20 protein-coding genes are annotated in these 20,771 nt (G+C 67.1%); 10 read left to right on the forward strand and 10 right to left on the reverse strand.

Annotated features, from left to right (window positions below; genetic code table 11):
• Positions 1-75: 75 nt before the first annotated feature.
• The 9 genes from KDK82_RS24975 to KDK82_RS25010 form a co-directional block, all read right to left on the reverse strand.
• Positions 76-627: a hypothetical protein gene (locus KDK82_RS24975; RefSeq protein ID WP_256974550.1), complete on the reverse strand. Its 552-nt coding sequence runs from the start codon at positions 625-627 to the stop codon at positions 76-78.
• 9 nt (positions 628-636) lie between these two features.
• Positions 637-1,119 carry a hypothetical protein gene (locus KDK82_RS32275; RefSeq protein WP_143343520.1) on the reverse strand — a complete coding sequence of 161 codons (483 nt, stop codon included), beginning with the start codon at positions 1,117-1,119 and terminating at the stop codon, positions 637-639.
• 226 nt (positions 1,120-1,345) lie between these two features.
• Entirely contained in the window at positions 1,346-2,794 is a 1,449-nt protein-coding gene (locus KDK82_RS24980) for an aldehyde dehydrogenase family protein (protein ID WP_088166538.1), read from the reverse strand.
• A 36-nt stretch (positions 2,795-2,830) separates the two neighbouring features.
• Positions 2,831-4,168 carry an enolase C-terminal domain-like protein gene (locus KDK82_RS24985; RefSeq protein ID WP_071953855.1) on the reverse strand — a complete coding sequence of 446 codons (1,338 nt, stop codon included), beginning with the start codon at positions 4,166-4,168 and terminating at the stop codon, positions 2,831-2,833.
• Between the two features lie 44 nt (positions 4,169-4,212).
• Entirely contained in the window at positions 4,213-5,199 is a 987-nt protein-coding gene (locus tag KDK82_RS24990; RefSeq protein WP_088166539.1) for a 2-hydroxyacid dehydrogenase, read from the reverse strand.
• Between the two features lie 120 nt (positions 5,200-5,319).
• On the reverse strand, positions 5,320-6,279 hold the full coding sequence (locus KDK82_RS24995; RefSeq protein WP_012202189.1) for a tripartite tricarboxylate transporter substrate binding protein: 960 nt from the start codon (positions 6,277-6,279) through the stop codon (positions 5,320-5,322).
• A gap of 58 nt (positions 6,280-6,337) precedes the next feature.
• Entirely contained in the window at positions 6,338-7,249 is a 912-nt protein-coding gene (gene kdgD / locus KDK82_RS25000) for a 5-dehydro-4-deoxyglucarate dehydratase (RefSeq protein WP_012202190.1), read from the reverse strand.
• A 46-nt stretch (positions 7,250-7,295) separates the two neighbouring features.
• Positions 7,296-8,273 (reverse strand): tripartite tricarboxylate transporter substrate binding protein, encoded by a 978-nt coding sequence (locus tag KDK82_RS25005; protein WP_013800130.1) that lies wholly within the window; start codon positions 8,271-8,273, stop codon positions 7,296-7,298.
• A 148-nt stretch (positions 8,274-8,421) separates the two neighbouring features.
• The gene (locus KDK82_RS25010; RefSeq protein WP_224986218.1) at positions 8,422-9,198 is read right to left on the reverse strand and encodes a FadR/GntR family transcriptional regulator; all 777 of its coding nucleotides are present in this window, start codon (positions 9,196-9,198) and stop codon (positions 8,422-8,424) included.
• Positions 9,199-9,292: 94 nt separating this feature from the next.
• On the opposite strand from KDK82_RS25010, the gene KDK82_RS25015 reads away from it, so the two are divergent.
• From KDK82_RS25015 to KDK82_RS25060, 10 genes are all read left to right on the forward strand, one after another.
• Positions 9,293-10,609 (forward strand): glucarate dehydratase family protein, encoded by a 1,317-nt coding sequence (locus KDK82_RS25015; protein WP_088166540.1) that lies wholly within the window; start codon positions 9,293-9,295, stop codon positions 10,607-10,609.
• A gap of 50 nt (positions 10,610-10,659) precedes the next feature.
• Positions 10,660-11,658: a tripartite tricarboxylate transporter substrate binding protein gene (locus tag KDK82_RS25020; protein WP_034397734.1), complete on the forward strand. Its 999-nt coding sequence runs from the start codon at positions 10,660-10,662 to the stop codon at positions 11,656-11,658.
• A gap of 174 nt (positions 11,659-11,832) precedes the next feature.
• Positions 11,833-13,398, forward strand: coding sequence for a galactarate dehydratase (gene garD, locus KDK82_RS25025; RefSeq protein WP_088166541.1), 1,566 nt, complete (start codon positions 11,833-11,835; stop codon positions 13,396-13,398).
• Positions 13,399-13,467: 69 nt separating this feature from the next.
• On the forward strand, positions 13,468-14,454 hold the full coding sequence (locus tag KDK82_RS25030; RefSeq protein ID WP_088166542.1) for a YihY/virulence factor BrkB family protein: 987 nt from the start codon (positions 13,468-13,470) through the stop codon (positions 14,452-14,454).
• Positions 14,455-14,578: 124 nt separating this feature from the next.
• The gene (locus KDK82_RS25035; protein WP_013800135.1) at positions 14,579-15,517 is read left to right on the forward strand and encodes a LysR family transcriptional regulator; all 939 of its coding nucleotides are present in this window, start codon (positions 14,579-14,581) and stop codon (positions 15,515-15,517) included.
• A 236-nt stretch (positions 15,518-15,753) separates the two neighbouring features.
• Positions 15,754-16,617: a branched-chain amino acid ABC transporter permease gene (locus KDK82_RS25040; RefSeq protein ID WP_012202199.1), complete on the forward strand. Its 864-nt coding sequence runs from the start codon at positions 15,754-15,756 to the stop codon at positions 16,615-16,617.
• Entirely contained in the window at positions 16,618-17,592 is a 975-nt protein-coding gene (locus KDK82_RS25045) for a branched-chain amino acid ABC transporter permease (RefSeq protein WP_012202200.1), read from the forward strand. It abuts the gene before it with no gap.
• Complete coding sequence (locus tag KDK82_RS25050) at positions 17,579-18,343, forward strand: ABC transporter ATP-binding protein (RefSeq protein WP_013800137.1); 765 nt, start codon at positions 17,579-17,581, stop codon at positions 18,341-18,343. The genes KDK82_RS25045 and KDK82_RS25050 overlap by 14 nt, the downstream gene beginning before the upstream one ends.
• Positions 18,330-19,037: an ABC transporter ATP-binding protein gene (locus KDK82_RS25055; RefSeq protein WP_088166695.1), complete on the forward strand. Its 708-nt coding sequence runs from the start codon at positions 18,330-18,332 to the stop codon at positions 19,035-19,037. The genes KDK82_RS25050 and KDK82_RS25055 overlap by 14 nt, the downstream gene beginning before the upstream one ends.
• Before the next feature lie 177 nt (positions 19,038-19,214).
• Positions 19,215-20,390: an ABC transporter substrate-binding protein gene (locus KDK82_RS25060; protein WP_012202203.1), complete on the forward strand. Its 1,176-nt coding sequence runs from the start codon at positions 19,215-19,217 to the stop codon at positions 20,388-20,390.
• 40 nt (positions 20,391-20,430) lie between these two features.
• On the opposite strand, the gene KDK82_RS25065 is transcribed toward KDK82_RS25060, so the two are convergent.
• Entirely contained in the window at positions 20,431-20,769 is a 339-nt protein-coding gene (locus KDK82_RS25065) for a BrnA antitoxin family protein (protein ID WP_051941035.1), read from the reverse strand.
• Between the last annotated feature and the right edge of the window lie 2 nt (positions 20,770-20,771).

A 20,771-nucleotide genomic window follows, 5' to 3' on the forward strand; every position in this document is an offset into this window, starting at 1 on the left:
AGGCCAGAACCCAGCAAGTCCAGGCGAATATTACGGCACACCAACCAAAAATGATCGAAAAGCGAGGAATTTTCATTAGGGAGCCTTCACGCCACTGAAACCCCATCGGACGTACACAACATAAGGCAGGATACGTACGGTGCCGGCTGGTGTTGGTAGATAAATGGGGATTCTAGCGGGTTCTTTGATCATTAAGTTCAGCGGGCGACCGAGTCTTGCCATGTACACGCCGGGTCCGAAGAGCCCATTCAGACCAAATTTGCTGGAATTGATGACGCCTGTACCAGCGATGCCTGCAGCGCCCGCCTTGGTGGTGAAGTGTGTCAAACCCCGTGGCAGCGCTGCAAAGCCATATCCAGCCGTACTCAATACTGCTGCTGTGGTGGGTGCAACCTCAGGGGTCCACAGCGCAGCGAATGCTCCTGGTACATGTGCTAGCGGGGCCAAAGGGTTCTGCGATTGCGTTGCAACATCTGCCCAGTATTGGGTAGCTTCATCTGCTGCCTGCGTGGATTGCACGTAGAGTTGGCATAATTTGAGCATTAGCCGGTTGAGGGTATTCGTATCGGAGATGTTGAAGGATTCTTTCCCTCCTGCAACACGGCAGGTAATTATTGTGCTTGTCATATCTGATGATTAACTTACAGTTAAGAAAAATGTTGCATAAATGGTTGTTTTGTTTTTCGATAAAGATTCATGCAAATCATCCTGATTGCCCAGTCTCTTGAATTTTCCCGTTATTTCCCATCCGCTCCCCTGGGTACATAAGACCTGTAGATAACCCAAGTCTTTTCTGATGATGGGTTTTTTGCTTATTGCGCAAATTTCACCCTTTTTTATAGTAAAGGCGATCGTCAAGGGGTGGTCGTTTGTAGTGTAGACATACAAATCTTCTGTTGCCTCCCATTGCCCTGTAGGTGTGTATTTTTCGGGGTTGCTGCATGCGCTCAATACGGTGGCAACGCAGGCTGTTGCACATGTTGAAAAAGCTTTTAGCAGTTTGCTGCAGGGATCGCGTCGCATATGTCCGTTGAACAATTGCTGGACAGTGAACACGTCTTTGGGATGATTCATTGCCGCCCGCCCCACGGGGCCGGAAATTCTTGCAGTTGTTGCCATGGTCTCCCTCCGGTATGGACGCCGGCCGGCTGAAGCCGGCTCTCACGTTGAGGAAGATGCTATGCAAGGCCCTGGTGCAATGGACGGGGCGGTCTGCACTTTCGCGCACGAGAATTGACTGTGGGCGCAACGACGAATGAAAAAACGCCATCCGCATCGTTTTGTTGCGGATGGCGTCAGTGATGAAAGCAGTCGCCAGCACCTGGCGGCTGCTTTGGGTCCAGCCTCAGGCCAGCGTATACGCCGTCTTCACCGTCGTATAGAACTCCTGCGCATAGCGGCCCTGTTCGCGCGGGCCGTAGCTGCTGCCCTTGCGGCCGCCGAAGGGCACGTGGTAGTCCACGCCGGCCGTGGGCAGGTTGACCATGACCATGCCGGCCTGGCTGTGGCGCTTGAAGTGGGTGGCGTGCTTGAGGCTGGTGGTGGCAATGCCTGCGGCTAGGCCGAAGGGCGTGTCGTTGGCCACGGCCAGGGCTTCCTCGTAGTCCTTCACGCGGATGACGCTGGCCACGGGGCCGAAGACTTCCTCGCGGTTGATGCGCATGGCCGCCTGGGTGTCCACGAACAGGGTGGGCGCCATGTAGTAGCCCTTGTTGCCGCTGCCGGTGTGGCAGGCGGCGGCAGCGCCGCCCGCAGCCAGGACGGCGCCTTCGGCCTTGGCGATTTCCACGTAGCTCAGGTCCTGCTCCAGCTGGGCCTGGCTGACCACGGGGCCCATGTCGGTGCCTGCGGCGCGGGCATCGCCCACCTTGATCTTGGCCATGCGGGACTGCAGGGCCTCGATGAAGGCGGGGTAGATCCTGTCGGTGACGATGAGGCGGCTCGATGCCGTGCAGCGCTGGCCCGTGGAGTAGAAGCCGCTTTGCGCGGACAGCTCCACGGCCTGGGTGAGGTCGGCGTCGTCCAGCACGATCTGCGGGTTCTTGCCGCCCATCTCCAGCTGCACCTTCTTGCCGCTTTCCACGCAGGCGCGGGCAATGCCGCGGCCCACGCCGACGGAGCCGGTGAAGCTGATGGCGGCCACGTCGCTGTGGCGCACCAGGGCATCACCGATGACGCGGCCCGGGCCCATGACGAGGTTGAACACGCCGGCCGGAATGCCCGAGCGGTGAATGATGTCGGCCAGCGCCCAGGCGCTGCCGGGCACGAGGTCGGCAGGCTTCAGGACCACGCAGTTGCCGAAGGCCAGGGCCGGGGCGATCTTCCAGGCGGGAATGGCGATGGGGAAGTTCCACGGCGTGATCAGGCCCACCACGCCGACGGGCTCGCGCGTGATTTCCACGCCGATGCCGGGGCGCACGGAGGGCAGGATCTCGCCGGCCAGGCGCAGGCATTCACCCGCGAAGAACTTGAAGATCTGGCCTGCGCGGCCGACTTCGCCAATGGCTTCGGGGCGGGTCTTGCCTTCCTCGCGCGCCAGCAGGTCGCCCAGCTCTTCCTTGCGGGCCAGGATTTCGTTGCCGATCTTGTCCAGGGCGTCGTGGCGGGCCTGGATGCCCGAGGTGCTCCAGGCGGGGAAGGCCGCGGCCGCCGCGGCGATGGCGGCTTCCACATCGGCGGCATTGCCCTGGGCGTACTCGCCGATCACATCGGACAGGTCGCTGGGGTTGGTGTTGGCGCTGTAGCCGTCGGCGGCCTTCCATTGGCCGTTGATGAGGTTGTCGTAGCGGGACATGAGGTGCTCCGGGAAAGGGGTAACGGAAGGAAGGGGTCAGCGGACCATGCAGGGGCGCTTGTTGTCGAAGGTCCAGCCCGGGATCAGGTACTGCATGGCCATGGCGTCATTGCGCGCTCCCAGGCCGTGCTCCAGGTACAGGGCGTTGGCGCGCTGCAGCGCGGCGCGGTCCACGGTGACGCCCAGGCCCGGGGTCTTGGGCACCTCGACGAAGCCGCCCTTGATCTGCAGCGGGTTCTGGGTGAGGTACTGGCCGTCCTGCCAGATCCAGTGCGTGTCGATGGCCGTGACCTTGCCGGGCACGGCGGCGGCCACGTGGGTGAACATGGCCAGCGAGATGTCGAAGTGGTTGTTGGAGTGCGAGCCCCAGGTCAGGCCCCAGTCGCGGCAGGTCTGGCCCACGCGCACGGAGCCGGCCATGGTCCAGAAATGCGGGTCGGCCAGGGGGATGTCCACGGACTGCAGCGACAGCGCATGCACCATCTGGCGCCAGTCGGTGGCGATCATGTTGGTGGCCGTGGGCAGGCCGGTGGCGCGGCGGAATTCGGCCATGACTTCGCGGCCCGAGAAGCCGTTCTCGGCGCCGCAGGGGTCTTCGGCATAGGCGAGCACGCCGTGCATGTCGCGCATGAGGCGGATGGCGTCCTTGAGCAGCCAGCCGCCGTTGGGGTCCAGCGTGACGCGCGCCTGCGGAAAGCGCCTGGCCAGCGCGGTGACGGCCTCCACCTCCTGCTCGCCGGCCAGCACGCCGCCCTTGAGCTTGAAGTCGTTGAAGCCGTAGCGCGCATGCGCCGCCTCGGCCTGGCGCACGATGGCGGCCGGGTCCATGGCGGTCATGTGGCGCACCTGCGTCCAGTCGTCGCTGCCGCTTTGGTCTTCGCCGGGCTGGACGTAGGGCAGATCGGTCTTGTCGGTGGGGCCGGTGAAGAACAGGTAGCCCAGCATCTCCACGCGGTCGCGTTGCTGGCCTTCGCCCAGCAGGGCCGCCACGGGCACGCCCAGGTGCTGGCCCAGCAGGTCCAGCAGAGCCGACTCCACGGCGGTGACGGCATGCACGGCAATGCGCAGATCGAAGGTCTGCAGGCCGCGCCCGCCCGTGTCGCGCCCGGCCAGGGCCTGCTGCAGGTTCTGCAGCAGCTTCAGGTGGTTGCCCACGGACTGGCCGATGAGCAGCGCCTTGCTGTCCTCCAGCGCCTGGCGTATGCCTTCGCCGCCAGGCACTTCGCCCACACCGGTGTGGCCCGCGCTGTCGTGGATGAGCACGATGTTGCGCGTGAAGTAGGGCGCATGCGCGCCGCTGAGGTTCATGAGCATGCCGTCGCGGCCGGCGACGGGAATGACTTCGATCTCGGTGATGGTCGGGGTGGAGGACATGGCGTGCTCTTGGATCGTTTGGATCGGTCTCTGGGAAAAAACGGCTATGCGGCGGCGGTGGCCGCCTGCTGCGCGGCGGACCACGGCACCTCGGCCTCGGGCCGGCCCGTGGCGATGAACTGCGCCAGGTTGCGCAGCACGAGGTCGGCCATGGCGCGGCGGGTTTCATGCGTGCCGCTGGCGATGTGGGGCGCAAGCACCACGTTGTCCAGCGACAGCAGCTCGGCATGGGGGCGGGGCTCGTCCTCGAACACATCCAGGCCCGCGCCCGCGATGCGGCCCTGCTGCAGTGCCTGGACCAGAGCGGCCTCGTCGACCACGCTGCCGCGTGCCACGTTGATCAGAAAGCCCTGCGGCCCCAGCGCGTCCAGCACCTCGGCGTTGACCAGGTGCTGCGTGCCGTCGCCGCCTGCGGCCGTGATGACGAGGAAGTCGGCCCAGCGCGCCAGCTCCAGCAGCGAGGGCTGGTAGAGGTGGGGCGATCCATCGACCGGGCGGCGGTTGTGATAGGCCACCTCCATGTCGAAGCCGGCCGCGCGGCGCGCCACGGTGGAGCCGATGCGGCCCATGCCGAAGATGCCCAGGCGCTTGCCGCTGGCACGCGTGCGGATGCCGAAGCGGCCTCGGCTCCAGTCGCCCCGGCGCACGAAGCGGTCGGACTCGCTCAGGCCACGCGCCGCATCCAGCAGCAGCGCAAAGGCCATGTCGGCCACGCAGTCGTCCAGCACGCCGGGCGTGTAGCCCACGCGGGCGCCCTGGCGCAGCAGGGACTCGCGGTCCAGCGCGTCAAAGCCCACGCCGAAGCTGCTCACGAAGCGCAGCCTGGGCAGGGCCTGCACCACGCTCGCGGGCACGCCCATGGCGGCCGAGGTGACCAGGTATTCGAACTGCGCGCCGTGCTCGGCGAGAAAGCGCTCGCGGTCGGGCTGCTCGGACAGCAGCGTCACCTCATAGGCCTGGGCCAGCTCGGCATCGAGCTGGGGCAGCGGCATCTTGCCGAACTGGAGAACGCGTGGACGGGAGGTCGCCATGCCTTGGAATCCTTGGAACTTGCGGGGGCTGGAAGCCCCGGTGAAAAGGGCCTGCGGTGCGCAGGCCAGCGGGCAAAGGCCGGCGGGCAAAGGCCCCGGGGCCGGCCCGTTGTTTCCAGCTCAATCTGCCGTGATCTTTCTTGTCTGGATCAGCTGCTTCCAGCGCTCCGATTCCTGGGCCTGGTAGCGCGTGAATTCCTCGGGCGTGTTGCCCACGATCTCCAGGCCCTGCTCCACGAAGCGCTTGCGGATGTCGGGCTGCTGCACGGAGGCGATGGCGGCCTTGGCCAGCTTGGCCTTCACATCGGCGGGCAGTCCCTTGGGCGCGGCCAGGCCTTGCCAGGAGTAGACCTCGGCGCCCTTGACGCCGGCCTCGGCCAGCGTGGGCACATCGGGCAGCACGGGCGAGCGCTGACTGCCGGTCACGGCGATCGCATGCAGCTTGCCGCTGCGCAGATGGGGCAGCACGGCGTTGACGTTCTGGAACGAGAAGTCCACCTGGCCGCCGATCAGGTCGGTGATGGCCGGGGCGCCGCCCTTGTAGGGCACGTGCATGCCTTCGGTGCCGCTTTGCTGCCAGAACAGCTCGGCCGACAGATGGTCCGAGGAGCCGTTGCCCGAACTCGCGAAACTGATCTTGCCGGGGTTGGCCTTGAGCGCGGCGATGACCTCGGCCACGGTGCGGGCCTTCTGCGCGGGGCTGGCCACGAGCACGTTGGGCGCCTGCACGGGGATGGTGATGTAGTCGAAGTCCTTGCCTGCGTCATAGGGCACGTTCTTGACCAGGTGCGGCGTGACCACGAAGGGGCCCAGCGAGGCCACCAGCAGCGTGTAGCCATCGGCCGGTGCGCGCTTGACGGCGCCTGCGCCAATGGTGCCGGTGGCGCCGGGGCGGTTTTCCACCACGAAGGGCTTGCCCAGCTGCTCGCCCATGCTCAGGGCCATGGCGCGTGCCACCGTGTCGGTGGAGCCACCGGCGGGGAAGGGCACGATGATGTTGACGGCCTTGTCCGGAAAGCTGCCGGCCGCCTGCGCCGTGAGGGCCAATGCGGCACCCAGCGTGATCAGAATCTTCTTCATGTTCTTGTCTCCTGGGGGGCGCAAGGGCCGGACTGGCCCCTGCGTCCGGTCTTGTGGCTTATTGCGGGCCGAGCTTGTCGATCAGGGCCTTGAGCTCTTCCAGCTCGGAGGGCTTGAGGTCCGTCAGTGGGGCGCGCACGGGGCCTGCGTCGTGGCCGACCAGCTTGGCGCCGGCCTTGATGATGCTCACGCCGTAGCCTTCGACGCGGTTGCGGATCTTCAGGTAGGGCATGAAGAATTCCTTGAGCAGCTTGTGCTGCGTGGCCATGTCGTCGGTGCGCACGGCTTCGTAGAACGCCATCGCCGTCTTGGGGATGAAGTTGAAGACGGCCGAGGAGTACACCGGCGTGCCCAGGGCCTTGTAGGCGGCCGCATAGACCTCGGCCGTGGGCAGGCCGCCCAGGTAGGCGAAGCGGTCGCCCATCTTCATGAAGATGGCGGACATGGTCTCGATGTTGCCCATGCCGTCCTTGAAGCCCACCAGGTTGGGGCAGCGCTCGGCCAGGATGGCCAGCGATTCGGGCGTGAAGCGGGTGCGGTCGCGGTTGTAGACGATGACGCCGAACTTCACGCTCTTGCAGACCTGTTCCACATGGGCGATCAGGCCTTCCTGGCCGGCTTCGGTCAGGTAGTGGGGCAGCAGCAGGACGCCGTGGGCGCCCAGGCGCTCCGCTTCCTGGGCATGGGCAATGGCCGTGCGCGTGGGGCCGCCGGCGCCCGCGATGATGGGCACCTTGCCGCGGCAGGTGTCCACGGCGGTCTTGATGATCTGGCCGTATTCCTCGCCGTACAGCGAGAAGTACTCGCCCGTGCCGCCGGCCGCGAACAGCGCGCTGGCGCCGTAGGGGGCCAGCCATTCGAGGCGGGCCGCATAGCCCTTGGCATTGAAGTTTCCGTTGCTGTCGAAGTCCGTCACGGGGAAGGACAGCAGGCCGGAACTCATCACGTCTTTGAGGTCTTGGGGGGTCATGGTGCTCTCGGGAATAAGGGTGGGGAAGAAAGAAAAAAGGGTGGAATCAGTCGAGCTTCAAACCGGCTGTTTGAACCACTTTTTGCCAGCGCTGGCGCTCGGTGGTCAGGAAGCGCGCGGTCTCGGCGGGGTTCATGGTCACGACCTCGGCGCCCTGGCCCGTGAGGCGGGCGCGCACCTCGGGCGAGCGGATGGCGGTGATCAGGGCCTCATGCAGGCGCTGGACCACGGCCTCGGGTGTCTTGGCCGGAACGACCACGCCTTGCCAGGTGCCGGTCTCGAAGCCGGGCACGCCCTGCTCGGCGATGGTGGGCACGTTGGCGGCCAGCGGCATGCGCGTGCCCTTGGACAGGCCCAGCAGCTTGAGCTTGCCGCTTTGCACATGGGGGTAGGTGGCCAGCATGCCGTTCATCAGCACCTGGGTCTGGCCTGCCACCGTGTCCTGGATGGACTGCACGCCGCCCTTGTAGGGCACGTATTCCCAGCGGGCGCCCGTGGCGCGCGCCAGTTCCACGCCGGCCAGGTGCGGGGCGCTGCCCGTGGCGGTGACGGCAAAGCTCAGGTCTTCCTTCTTGGACAGGGCCACCAGCTCCTGCAGGTTGTTGGCCGGCACCGAGGGGTGGACCACCAGCAGGTGGGGCGAGTAGGCCAGCATGGCCGTGCCGCGCAGGTCCCGGGACAGGTCGAAGGACAGCTTGGTGTAGAGCGAGGGCGATATGGCCAGCGCACCCAGGTCGCACAGCATCAGCGTGTGGCCGTCGGGCTGGGCCTTGGCCACCATGTCGGCGCCCAGGTTGCCGTTGGCGCCGGGCTTGTTCTCGATGACCACGGGCTGCTTGAGTTCTGCCGACAGCAGCGGGCCGATGGCGCGCGCAATGATGTCCGAGCTGCCACCCGGCGGGTAGGGCACCACCAGGCGCAGCGGCCGCGTGGGCCAGTTGCTCTGGGCCAGCGCACCGGCGCCGGTGGCTACGAGGGCGGTGGCGCCAGCGGCGCGCAGGAACTGCTTTCGGCTCAGGGTCATGCTCTTGTCTCCGGGTTTTATGTTGTCAGTTGTCGTACAACTGAAGCCGATTTTTAACCGAGATCTGCAAGCAGTGATAAAGGGTTTTCCCTTGGTTGTCTGAATTCCCGTGACAACGCCATTGGCCCCGAAAGGCCCATGGGAGCACTCAGGCGGCGCTGGTCTTTTGCGCCAGGCGCAGGCGTTCGCGGCTGTTGGTCAGGTGGATGCGCATGGCCGCGCGGGCCGAGTCGGCGTCCTGGCGCTCGATGGCGGCGAGGATTTCCTCATGCTCGCGGTTGACGCGGCGCAGGTAATCGGGGTCGCGCTGGGGCTGGTGGATGGAGGCGATGCGCGTGCGCGGAATCAGCTGGGCGCCGAAGTGGCGCAGGATGTCGCCGAAGTAGCGGTTGCCCGTGGCCTCGGCGATCTGGGTGTGGAAGGCCAGGTCATGGGCCACCGTGTCCTCGCCGCGCGCAAAGGCGATCTCGAAGGCCTGCAGCGCCATGCGTATGCCCTGCAGCTGCTCGGGGCTGCGGCGCAGCGCGGCCAGGCCGGCGCTTTCGGTCTCCAGGCTGATGCGCAGCTCCAGCACGGCCATCACGTCCACGGCGGCCGTCAGCTCGTCGGCATTGAGCATCAGCGTGGATGCGGGCTGGGCGGCGCGCACGAAGGTGCCTATGCCGTGGCGCGTCTCCACCAGGCCCGAGGCCTGCAGGCGCGACAGCGCCTCGCGCACCACGGTGCGGCTGACTTCGTAGGTCTGCACCAGCGACGACTCCGTGGGCAGCTTCTCGCCTTCGGCCAGCAGGCCGTTGCGGATCTTGCTCGCGAACTCGTCGAACAGCAGGGCGGCCAGATTGCGGCCGCTGCGACCGGACTTTCCTCGCAGGGGAAGCTCGATCGTTGGGGGTGATGCGGGAAATCCCTTTGCCGAACTTTCCATGGTGCTGATCATAATCGCTCCAAGTTGTACGACAACGTATCACAAGACGTCCGCGCCATCGAGTTTTTCTGATCCTCCTGAACCCGCATTCCAGATGAGCACCACCCACGCGACCCACGCGATCCGCCACATACGCATCACGCCCATTGCCTTCCGCGATCCGCCGCTGCTCAATGCGGCCGGCATCCACGAACCCTGGGCGCTGCGTTCCATCATCGAGATCGAGACGGCCTCGGGCCTGGTCGGCATCAACGAAAGCTATGGCGACCAGCCCATGCTTGATGCGCTGGCCAAGGCCGCGCCCGCTCTGGTGGGGCTGTCGCCCTGGGCGCTCAACGAGATGGAGGTCCGCGTCGCGGCCCTGGTGGCGCCGCCTGCGCTGACGGCCTCCGAATTCCTGGGCCAGCAGGTGTCGCTGGCGCCGGGCACGCATGTGTCCAAGACGGTGGCCAAGGTGGTCAGCGCCTTCGAGGTCGCCATGCTGGACCTGCAGGGCCAGATGGCGGGTGCCCCCATCGTGGACCTGCTGGGCGGCGCCGCGCGCGACAGCGTGCCGTTCTCGGCCTACCTGTTCTACAAGTACGCCGAGCACATCGACAGGCCCTATGGACCAGATTCTTCGCCCGACGCCTGGGGCGAGGCCCTGGCGCCGCAGCAGCTGGTGGAGCAGGCGCGGCGCATGATTGCGCAGTACGGTTTCCAGAGCATCAAGCTCAAGGCCGGCGCGCTGCCGCCCGAGCAGGAGGCGGCCGGCATCCTGGCGCTGGCCGATGCCTTTCCGGGCACGCCGCTGCGTATCGATCCCAATGGCAACTGGACGGTGGAGACCAGCCTGAAGATCGTGCAGCAGCTGCAGGGCGTGCTCGAGTACTACGAGGACCCGGCGCCCGGCCTGGACGGCATGGCCGCCGTGGCACGCGAGTGCGATGTGCCGCTGGCCACCAACATGGTGGTGACGGACTTTGCCGAGTTCCGCCGCAACGCCGACATGGGCTGCCCCGTGAAGATCGTGCTCAGCGACCACCACTACTGGGGCGGGCTGCGCGCCACGCAGCGCCTGTCCACGCTGTGCCGCACCTTCGACCTGGGCCTGTCCATGCACAGCAACTCGCACCTGGGCGTGAGCCTGGTGGCCATGACGCACCTGTGCGCCAGCGTGCCCCTGCTGACCTATGCCTGCGACACGCACTACCCCTGGCAGGACGAGGAAGTCGTCGAGGGCGGCCGGCTGCAGTTCGAGCAGGGCAGCCTGCGCGTGCCCACGGCGCCCGGCCTGGGTGTGCGGCTGGACCGCGAGGCCCTGGCACGCCTGCATGACAACTACCTGCACTGCGGCATTCGCAACCGCGACGACCTGGGGCAGATGCGCAAGTACGACCCCGCGTTCACCGGCCACCAGCCGCGCTTCTGAACCCGCTTTCACACCATTCCAACGACAAGCCCTTCCCGGAGACAAGCACCATGCAACGCCGCACACTCATCCAACATTCCCTCGCCAGCGCCCTGCTGCTGGGCACGGCCCTGACCGCCATGCCCGCCGCCGCGCAGGGCAACTGGCCCACGGGCAAGCCCATCACCTACCTGGTGCCGTTCCCGCCTGGCGGCAATACCGATACGCTGGCGCGCGTGATCGCCCAGCCGCTGAGTAAGGCCCTGGGCACGCCCGTGGTGATCGAGAACAAGGGCGGCGCGGGCGGCAGCGTGGGCTCGGCCATTGCGGCGCGCGCACCGGCCGATGGCTACACCATCCTGGGCGGCACCATCAGCTCGCACGCCATCAATGTGAGCCTGTACGCCAAGCTGGACTACGACCCGGTCAAGTCCTTCACGCCGGTCGCCATGCTGGGCTCGGGCCCGCTGGTGCTGGTGGTGCCGGCCTCCAGCCCCTACAAGACGCTGGCCGACGTGCTGGCCGCCAGCAAGGCCAAGGCGGCGGCGGGCGGCCTGACCTCGGCTTCGCCGGGCAGCGGCACCTCCAACCACATGGCGCTGGAGCTGCTGGGCTACCAGACGGGCGTGAAGTTCACCCACGTGCCCTACAAGGGCAGCGGCCCGGCCGTGCAGGACGTGATCGGCGGCCAGGTGGACATGATGTTCGACACCGCCCTGGTCGTCGGCCCCCATGTGCAGGCCGGCAAGCTGCGCCCCATTGCCGTGACCAGCTCGCGGCGCCTGGAGTCGCTGCCCGATGTGCCCACCATCGCCGAGGCGGGCGAGAAGGGCTTCGACATGGGCTCCTGGCAGGCCGTGTTCGCGCCCGCAGGCACGCCGGGGCCCATCGTGGAGCGGCTGCATGCGGAGATCATGAAGATCGTCGCCACGCCCGAGGTGCAGGCGCGCCTGAAGAACTTCGGCATGCTGCCTTCGCAGATGACGCCGGCCGAGCTGGGCGAGTTCCAGAAGGCCGAAGTGGTCAAGTGGGGGAAGGTGATCAAGGCTGCTGGAATAAAGGTGGAATGACCCCCTGAGGCGCTTCGCGCCTTCCCCCTTCTCGCTTCGCGGAGGGGGACAACGCCTTCGGCTGGGCGCCCCCGCCGCGAGGCGGCTCTTGCTCGGCGTTCCTGAGTGGGGACGTGACGGTTGCGAGGGCTGCACTCCGATTGCGACAGGCCCCTAGAAAATTGAGACATTGCCATGAGTACCCCACTTCCTCTTTCCATCAGCATGCATCCGGCCGATAACGTGGCCATCGTGGCCAATGACGGGGGGTTGCCTGCGGGCACGGTGATGCCCGGGGGGCTGGTGCTGGTCGACAAGGTGCCGCAGGCGCACAAGGTGGCGCTGGTGGACATCGCCGAGGGTGGCGAGGTGCGCCGCTACAACGTGGTGATCGGCTATGCGCTGCAGGCCATTGCCGCGGGCAGCTGGGTGCATGAGCGGCTGCTGCGCATGCCGGGGGCGCTGTCTCTTGAGGGGTTGCCGATCGCCACGGTGCAGCCGCCCGAGCTGCCGCCGCTGACGGGCTACACCTTCGAGGGCTACCGCAACGCCGATGGCACGGTGGGCACGCGCAATATCCTGGCCATCACCACCACGGTGCAGTGCGTGGCCGGGGTGCTGGATTTCGCGGTGGGCCGCATCAAGGCCGAGCTGCTGCCGCGCTATCCGAATGTGGACGATGTGGTGGGCCTGGAGCACAGCTATGGCTGCGGCGTGGCCATCGATGCCGTGGGCGCCGAGATTCCGCAGCGCACGCTGCGCAACATCAGCCACAACCCGAATTTCGGCGGCGAGGTGATGGTGGTGAGCCTGGGCTGCGAGAAGCTGCAGCCCGAGCGGCTGCTGCCGCCGGGCTCGTTTCCCATCGTCGATGAGCGAGAACCCGCGCTGGACGTGGTCTGCCTGCAGGACGAGGCGCATGTGGGCTTCATGTCCATGGTGGACTCCATCATGGGCCGCGCCAGGGTGCATCTGGAGCGGCTGAACGCGCGCCGGCGCGAGACCGTGCCGGCCAGCGCCCTGGTGGTGGGCGTGCAGTGCGGCGGCAGCGATGCGTTCAGCGGCGTCACGGCCAATCCGGCCGTGGGCTTTTGCACCGATTTGCTGGTGCGCGCAGGCGCCACCGTGATGTTCAGCGAGGTGACCGAGGTGCGCGACGGCATCGACCAGCTGACCTCGCGTGCCTCCAGCCCCGAGGTGGCCCAGGCCATGATCGAGGAGATGGCCTGGTACGACGCCTACCTGGACAAGGGCCGCGTGGACCGCAGCGCTAACACCACGCCGGGCAACAAGAAGGGCGGCCTGTCCAACATCGTCGAGAAGGCCATGGGCTCCATCATCAAGAGCGGCACGGCGCCCATCACCGGCGTGCTGTCGCCGGGCCAGCGTCTGGCCGACCGGGGCATCCAAAGCGGCCTGGTCTATGCAGCCACGCCGGCCAGCGATTTCATCTGCGGCACGCTGCAGCTGGCTGCCGGCATGAACCTGCATGTGTTCACCACGGGCCGGGGCACGCCCTACGGCCTGGCCCAGGTGCCCGTGATCAAGGTGGCCACGCGCAGCGACCTGGCGCGGCGCTGGCATGACCTGATGGACGTGAACGCGGGTCGCATCGCCGAAGGCCAGGCCAGCATCGAGGACGTGGGCTGGGAGATGTTCCGCCTGATGCTGGACGTGGCCAGCGGCCGCAGGAAGACCTGGGCGGAGCAGTGGAAGCTGCACAACGCCCTGGTGCTGTTCAATCCAGCGCCCGTGACCTGAGCCACGCACACAGGCCCCTGTCGGCACAGGCTGACAGGGCGCTGGTGCGCCGCTGCGCACAATGGGGCCATGCCCTCAGATACCCCGGAAACTCCCCCCGCCTCGTCCTGGTCCGCACGCCTGCAGCGCCTGATGGAGCTGAACCCGCTGCGCGCCATGTGGAATGCCGTGCAGCTGTGGCTGGACGCCGATGGCCTGCGCATGAGCGCGGCCATGTCCTTCTACGGCATCCTGAGCCTGGCGCCGCTGCTGCTGCTGCTGGTCGGCCTGCTGGGCTGGTGGGTGGACCGCAGCTATGTGGAGCACCAGTTGATCGACCAGGTGCAGGACGTGATCGGCGAGCGCGGTGCCCAGGTGGTGCGCGGTGCGCTGGAAAGCGCCCAGCGGCCCGACGAGGGGCGGCTGGCCTCGCTGTTCGGCTTCATCCTGCTGATGTCGGGCGCCACGGGTGTGTTCGTGGAGCTGCAGTCCGCGCTGGAAAAGCTCTGGACCTCGAACGGCGAGCCACCGCCGCCCAAGGCCGTGTGGTGGCGCATGGCCGCGCTGCGGCTGCGCGGCCTGACCTATGTGCTGGCGCTGGGCTTCTTGCTGCTGGTGTCCATGGCCCTGTCCACGGTCATCCAGCTGATCACCAACTGGGCCGGCACCAAGCTGCAGATTCAGCCGCTGGGGCCGCTGATCAGCCTGATCAACGAATGCGTGTCCTTCGGCATTGCCGTGCTGCTCTTCGTGGGGCTGATGCGCATCGGCAGCGGCCCCAAGCCCCGGCTGCGCTATCTCATCTTTGGCGCCATCGTCGGCGCCCTGCTGTTCACGCTGGGCAAGCAGGCCCTGGCCTGGTATCTGTCCACGGCGGCCGTGGTCTCGGCCTATGGCGCGGCGGGTTCGCTGGTGGTGCTGTTGATGTGGATCTATTTCTCGTCGGCCATCCTGCTGCTGTCGGCCGCTACGGCCAAGGCTTTCAGCGACGCCGAGGTGCGCTTCACCCACCCCATCCGCTGGGCGCCGCCCGCCGGTCCAGCGCAGGCCAGGGACACTTCGGACGGCAAGGGCTGAGCGGCTGCATTTCGACGAAGATGAACGCCTGCGCCGCGGCCCGCAAAGCCGCGGCGCAGGGCGTTTGGGAGTGGAACAATGCAGCGAAAGTCCCCGGGCACCGAGGCCCGGGGCCAAGGACAACATGGACCGATTGCAGACCATGCGGGTGTTTCAGACCGTGGCCGACGAGGCCGGGTTTTCGGCGGCGGCGCGTCGCCTGGACATGTCCGTGCCCACGGTCACGCGCCTGGTGGCCGACCTGGAGCAGCACCTGGGCACGAGGCTGCTGCAGCGCACCACGCGCAGCGTGTCGCTGACCGAGGCCGGCGAGGCCTACCTGGAGCGCGTGCGCGGCATCCTGGCCGATGTGGAGGATGCCTTCAGCCTGGCGCAGGCGCACACGCTGGAGCTGTCGGGCGCCGTGCGCGTGCTCACGCCGCCCGTGTTTGCCGAGCATGTGCTGGCGCCGCTGGTGGCGGACTTCCACCGCCTGCACCCGCGCATCTGCATCGAGGTCTTCGTGGAGTCGGCCAGCGAGGCCGCCGTGGGCGAGTACGACATCACCTTCCTCAACGCCGAGGAGGGCTATGACGGCAACGTGGTGGCGCGGCCCATCGTCACCACCTGCGGCCTGGCCTGCGCCTCGCCCGAGTACCTGGACGCCCATGGCGTGCCCGCCGTGCCCGGGGATCTGGCGGGCCACCAGTGCCTGCTGCGCCGCCGCGCCCAGGGCCGCTCCGACGTGCTGCGCCTGCGCCGGCTCGATGGCAACGCGGGCGAGGCCGAGGTGGCCGTGCAGCCCGTGCTGGTGGCCAACCACACCGGCACGCTGCTGCGTGCCACGCTGGACGGCGCGGGCATCAGCACCCAGCCGCTGGACCTGATTGCGCGCCACCTGCGTTCGGGCCGCCTGCGCCATGTGTTGCCCGAATGGACCACGGGCCATTTCACCCTCTACGCCACCTTGCCCACGCGCAAGTTCATGCCGGCGCGCGTGCGCAGCTTCCTGGACTTCGTGGCCGAGCACACGCAGCGCTCCATGCAGGGCCTGCCCGCCAACTTGCCGGCCCTGTCCATCTGAGCGCGGCTGTCATCTAGGTTACTGGCGGGGCCCTGAGGGTCTCGGGGTTTCCCAGGTGAATTCCGCTGTGCGGAATCTTCGGGTTGATCGTGGCGCCGCCCCCCTCCTAAGCTGGCCTTGCCTGTCTGCCGCATGCGTTGTCGCGCCGCGCCGGCCGGCCATGCAAAGGAGACAAGACAATGCAAGCACAGACCCTGGCCGGGCGCCGAGCCGCGCCTTTCCGCAGGAGGCGTTGAATGGACGTTTTTCTGCAGCAAGTGCTCAACGGCCTGACCCTGGGCGGCATCTACGGCCTGGTGGCCCTGGGCCTGACCCTGGTCTACGGCATCCTGCACGTGCCCAATTTCGCGCACGGCGGCTTCTACATGATCGGCGCCTTCGTGGCCTTCCAGGCCATGGTGGCCTGGAGCTGGGGCTACTGGGCGGCCATGCTGACCGCAGCCGTCGCGGTGGCGGTGCTGGGCATCGTCAGCGAGCGGCTGATCTTCCATCCGCTGCGCAAGGCTTCGCCCCTGCATCCCAAGATCGCCTCCATCGGGCTGCTGCTGTTCCTGGAGGCGGGCGCCCAGGCGCTGTGGGGCGCGGACTTCCAGCGCATGCCCACGCCCTACACCTCCATCGTGGAGATGGGCGGCATCACGGCGCCCGCGCAGCGTCTGCTGATCATCGGCGCGGCCTTTGCGCTGATGGTGGCCCTGCACCTGTTCCTGACGCGCACCATCACGGGCGCGACCATCATCGCCATGGCGCAGAACCGAGAAGGCGCATCCATGGTGGGCATCGATGCCAACCGCGTATCCATGCTGACCTTTGCCATCTCGGGCGTGCTCGCGGCCGTGGCGGCCACGCTGTATGCGCCCATCAACCTGGTCTATCCGGCCATGGGCCACCTGGTCATCACCAAGGCCTTCGTGATCATCATCCTGGGCGGCATGGGCAGCATCCCGGGCGCCGTGCTGGGCGGACTGATCATCGGCTTTGCCGAGAGCTTCGGCGCCTACTACATCTCCACCGACTACAAGGACATCATCGCCTTCGTGCTGCTGGTGGTGATCCTGTCGCTGCGCCCGCAGGGCCTGTTCGCCAAGAGGAGTCATTGAATGAACGGATTCATCGACTCCCGCGTTGCCTGGGGCCTGCTGCTGGCCGCCGGCATCGCCTTTCCCTGGCTGGCGGGCAACGACTACCACCTCACGGTGATGAGCACGGCCTACATCTTCGCCATCGCCACGCTGGGCCTGAACCTGATCACGGGCTACACGGGCCAGCTCAATCTGGCGCATGCGGGCTTCATGGCCGCGGGCGCCTATACCGTGGGCATCCTCACGGTGGACCATGGCTGGCCGTTCTGGGGCGGGCTGGTGATGTCGGGCGTGGTGTGCGCGGTGCTGGGCTACCTGATCGGCATCGTCTCGCTGCGCCTAAAGGGGCACTACTTCTCGATCTTCACGCTGTGCGTGGGCTACATCATGTTCCTCGTGATCGAGAAGTGGGAGGGCCTGACCCACGGCACGGTGGGCATCATGGGCATCCCCGCGCCCGAGGCCCTGGGCGCGCTGAGCTTCGAGTCGCCGCTGGCGCTGTACTACCTGGTGCTGGCCTTCCTCGTGGCCTCGGTCTGGGTGATGCGGCGCATCGTCCGGTCGCTGCTGGGCCGCACCTTCATGGCCATCCGCAACAGCGACGAGCTGGCCGAGGCGCTGGGCATCAACCTCATGCGCAACAAGGTGCTGGCCTTCATGCTGAGCGTGGTCTACGCGGGCGTGGCCGGCGGCCTGTACGCAGGCTTCGTGCGCTTCATCGGTCCCGACATGGCCGGCGTGCACCACACCTTCGACATGATGATCTTCGCCATGGTCGGCGGCATGGGCACGGTGCTGGGGCCGCTGCTGGGCGCCATCGGCATGCCCTGGATCACGCAGTACCTGCAGTTCCTGCAGGAGTACCGCTTCATCGTCTTCGGCCCGATTCTCGTGATGCTGGTGATCTTCATGCCCTACGGCGTGGTGGGCAGCTTCACCGCATGGCGCGCGCGCCGCAATGCCAAGGAGGGCAAGCCGCATGCTCAAGATTGACCACCTGACCAAGACCTTCGGCGGGCTGGCCGCCGTCAACGATGTCAGCACCGTGATCGAGGAAGGCCGCATCAACGCCATCATCGGCCCCAACGGCGCGGGCAAGACCACGTTCTTCAACCTGATCAGCTGCGTGCACAAGCCCACCTCGGGCACCATCACCTTCAACGGCCAGGACGTGACCTCGCTGCGCACGGACCAGGTGGCGAAACTGGGCGTGGCGCGCACCTTCCAGACCACGGCGCTGTTCGACCGCGCCACGGTGCTGGACAACCTCATCGTGGGCCACCGGCTGCGCACGCGCTCAGGCCTGTGGGACGTGCTGCGCGGCTCCAGCCGCCTGCGCGAGGAAGAGCGCGTGTGCCGCGAGAAGGCGCGCGACGCGCTGGACTTCGTGGGCCTGTCGCATGTGGCCGGCCGCATCGCGGGCGACATCACGCAGGAGGAGCGCAAGCGCGTGGCCTTCGCGCTGGCCCTGGCCACCGACCCGAAGCTGATGCTGCTCGACGAGCCTGCCGGCGGCGTCAACCCAGAGGAGACCGAAGGCCTGGCCGAGCTGATCCGCAAGCTGGTGCGCCATGGCATCACGGTGGCGCTGATCGAGCACAAGATGGGCATGATCATGAGCCTGGCCGACAAGATCCTGGTGCTCAGCTACGGCGAGAAGATCGCCGAGGGCACGCCCGAGGAAATCCGCCGCAACCCCGCCGTCATCGATGCCTACCTGGGGAGCGAGCATGCTGAAGTTTGAGAACGTGTCGCTGCGCTACGGCAGCTTCCTGGCGCTGGACGGGGTCAGCCTGCATGCCGACCGCGGCGAGCTGGTGGTGCTGCTGGGCGCCAACGGCGCGGGCAAGAGTTCGTTGTTCCTCACGGCCAGCGGCATCCACAAGGCCGCGGGCGGCTCCATCGTCTGGAATGGCAAGGAGCTGGCCGGCAGCAAGCCATCGGCCATCGTGCAGTCCGGCGTGGTGCAGTGCCCCGAAGGGCGCAAGCTGTTTCCCCAGATGTCGGTGCTGCGCAACCTGCAGCTGGGCGCCTATGTGCACCGCCGCGACCCCGGTCCCAGCCAGAAGACGCTGCAGGAGGTAATGGAGCTGTTTCCCATCCTGCGCGAGAAGCAGCACGACCCGGCCGGCTCGCTATCGGGCGGCCAGCAGCAGATGGTGGCCATCGGCCGCGCCATGATGGGCCGGCCCCAGGCCCTGCTGCTGGACGAGCCCTCGCTGGGCCTGGCGCCCCTGGTCATCAAGCAGATGTTCGAGGCCATACAGCGCATCAACGCGGCCGGCACCACCGTGCTGCTGGCCGAGCAGAACGCCTATGCGGCGCTGAAGATCGCGCACCGCGCCTATGTGATGGAAAGCGGCCGCATCGTGCGCCAGGGCAAGCCGGCCGAGCTGCTGGCTGACGACTCCATCCGAAAAGCCTACATCGGTGCATGACATGACACTGCACCCCCTGAGCCGCTGCGCGGCTTCCCCCTCTCTCTCGCTTCGCGAGGGAGGGGGACGACGCCCTCGCTGCGGGGCGGCCCTTGCTCGGCGTCCCTGGTCTGGGCTGCGCCGGATTTATGCGTTGCGTCAGCAGCGATTCGTTCTTCACTATCCAAGGAGACAGACATGACAGCATTCGCACCATTGACCCGCCGCAGGGTGGGCACGCTGGCCCTGGCCTGCGCCGCCGTGGCCGCCGCCGGCCCCGCGCTGGCGCAGGAGGTGGTCAAGATCGGCTACTCCGGCCCGCTGTCGGGCGGCGCTGCCCAGTACGGCAAGAACGTGCTCGACGGCATGCAGATGGCCGTCTCCGAGATCAATGCCGCAGCGCCCGAGATCGGTGGCAAGAAGGTCAAGATTGAGATCGTGCCGCTGGACGACAAGTACAACCCGTCCGAGACCGCGATCAATGCCCAGCGCCTGGTGCAGCAGCACAAGACGGCGGCCATCCTGGTGCCGCATTCGGGCGGCATCTTCGCGCTGCAGACCACCAACGAGCGCAGCAACTTCATCGTGCTGGCCTACAGCTCGGTGCCGCAGATCACCAACCGGGGCAACAAGCTGACCCTGCGCATCCCGCCCGAGTTCACCTCGTACATCGACCCGTTCTCCAAGTATGTGATGGGCCGCTTCGGCAAGAAGGTGGCCCTGGTGGGCGCCGACCACGACTACGCCAAGGCCTGGGTCGCCGCCTTCAAGCCCGGCTGGGAAAAGCTGGGCGGCACCGTGGTGGCCGAGAACGCCATGAGCTACAACCGCGCCACCGACTTCTACAGCGGCGTGAGCAAGGCCCTGGCCGAGAAGCCCGACGTGCTCTTCGTGGGCGGTGCCTCCGAGCCCACGGCCCTGGTCGTCAAGCAGGCGCGCGAGCTGGGCTTCAAGGGCGGCTTCGTGGTCATGGACCAGGCCAAGCTCGACGAAATGGCCCGCGTGGTCGGCGGCTATGCGCCGCTGGAAGGCGCCATCGGCGTCATGCCCGTCTCCGAGGACACCAAGCCCGAGAACAAGGCCTTCGTCGAACGCTTCGGCAAGGTCTACCCGGGCCGCATCCCCGGCTCGGAGGCGCAGTGGAACTACACGGCCGTGCACGCCACCGTCAAGGCCATGCAACTGGCCGGCTCGGCCTCGGACACCAAGGCCATCCACGCCAAGCTGGACGAAGCCTACAAATCCCTGCGCCCCGACGTGAACCCCGGCGGCGTCAAGGGCGTCGATGAGCGCGGCGGCACGTTGACCACGGAGCGCGGCGCCGCTGTGCGAGACGGCAAGATTGAGGCGGTGATGACGGTGGGGAGCAGGTAAAGCTATTGAGCGCGGCCGTGCCTTCGTGTCCGGCCGCGCCTCAGAGGCTGCGCTTGAGGCGCCCGGATTCGATATCCGCGCGCAGCAATTCGTTGACGCGTGTTTGCCAGCCCTGGCCGGTGGCCTTGAGCGCTTGCAGTACGTCGGGGTCGAAGCGGATGTTGGTGGCGATCTTGGCATCTGCCTTGACCGAGCCTTGCGGGCGGCCCCGTTTGCGCGAGGCAATCTGCTCGGGCGTGTGCACGGCGGCAAACTGGCCTGTCTTGGCCTCTTGCAGCGCCTGACGCAGGCCGGGAACCGCCTCGCCCGCGTCGGCCTCGATGGCCTGGGCCAGCTTTTCCGTGTCCATGGCCTGCAGGGCCTTCAGGGACTTCACCATGG

This window comes from Delftia sp. K82 (genome assembly GCF_002193035.1).
GTDB classification, from domain to species: domain Bacteria; phylum Pseudomonadota; class Gammaproteobacteria; order Burkholderiales; family Burkholderiaceae_C; genus Comamonas; species Comamonas acidovorans.